1 protein-coding gene is annotated in these 1,569 nt (G+C 45.2%); it reads left to right on the top strand.

The annotated features are described in order from the left end of the window. The first annotated feature begins 135 nt into the window (after positions 1-135). The gene (locus tag ACWP87_RS13720) at positions 136-1,554 is read left to right on the top strand and encodes an IS5-like element ISLrh3 family transposase (RefSeq protein WP_003605947.1); all 1,419 of its coding nucleotides are present in this window, start codon (positions 136-138) and stop codon (positions 1,552-1,554) included. Positions 1,555-1,569 lie beyond the last annotated feature (15 nt).

Genomic DNA, 1,569 nt, shown 5'->3' with positions numbered 1-1,569 from the left:
TAGTGGCTGGTGAAAGCAGCATAACTGCAAGCTTTATTGGCATCAAAGAATAGTAAAGATTATAATTAGTGCAAAGTAAACATGGGCTAACGCCTGTTTTCCTTGCACTTTTTATTTTTCCTGGAGGAAACCATCATGGCTTATCGACATCGTGCTACCCAATTGTCATTTCAATCCTTTAACAACGGCCTTGGTGTGCCACTCTCTTCCGACAATGAGTGGGTTCAATTAGCCGACATGCTCCCGTGGCAACAGCTCGATGAAGCCTATCAACTTCTTTTTACTGAGATGGGTGGGCGCGCTGCTAAACCCTTTCGTCTGCTTTACGGTGCCAGTTTGATCAAGCAAGCAGAACATCTAACCGACCGTTCGGTCGTTACCGCTATTCGTGATACCCCGGCTTACCAGTACTTTATCGGGCTAGACACCTACACAACCGACCTGCCGTTCAACCACTCAACCTTGGTTTATTTTAGACGACGCATGGGTCAAATAACGGAACTAGTGCGAAATATCATCAGTGATACCTTGCGCGAACAAATTCAAAGCTTATTGCCAGATGATGAGCTCCGTGTCTTGATCACAGACGCTACTGCGGTGCCAATTGAAATTCGTTTTCCACAAGATACTTCGCTGCTAAATCAAGCTCGGCTCAATCTAGAAGAAATGTTATTAGACATGGCTCATCAGTTGCAAATCAAGCCTCCACGAACCTACAAACGTGAAGCAAAAGCTAAGTGGACCGCTTTTGCTAGAAAACCGCGGCGTTGGGCTAAGGAAACACGCAAGCAGATCAAAGTACAGCTCCAGTATGTCCGACGTGATCTACGTTATATCGATGTGCTGTTGGCCCACGGTGCCTCTCTTAACGAAAGGCAAACCAAACGATTGGCTGTGATTCGTGAACTTTTTGACCAGCAAATGTTCATGTATGAAAATCGGACCCATCGGGTCCCAGGACGGATTGTTAGCTTGGCACAACCGTGGATTCGCCCGATTAACCGTGGTAAAGCCAAACAACGAACCGAATTTGGTCCCAAAATTGATGCTTCAATTGCCGATGGCATGATCGATATCGAACGATTTGATTTTAAGGCGTTCAATGAAAGCCAAGATTTAGCAACAACCATCGATCATTATTTCGACGTGCATGGTTATTATCCCGATGAAATCTTAGCTGACACACTTTATCGTACCCGCGAGAATCGTCAGCTCTGTCAACGACTAGGCATTAGGTTGTCGGGACCACGTTTAGGACGTAAGCCTAAAAAGATGGATGCTAAGCAGCGGCAAATTGATCGTGACGCAGAGAAGCGGCGCGGGAAAATTGAACGCGGTTTTGCCTTCATGAAAGGCCCTTTGGGCCTTTCATTGGTGCGGACTAAAACGGTAGCCAGCATCGCAGTGACGATTGATATTGCGATCAATCTAGCCAATCTAAAGATGCTATTAAGGCTTTTTAATGGACCAATTTTGATTTTTGTAAAATATAAGCAGGAATCCATCTTAATTCACTATCAAATTCACGTTTCAGGTAGCCGGAATGTTGCCTAATTCACCAGCCACTAA

The organism is Lacticaseibacillus sp. 22, from assembly GCF_055413445.1.
This window is presented reverse-complemented; position numbering and strand designations above follow the sequence as displayed.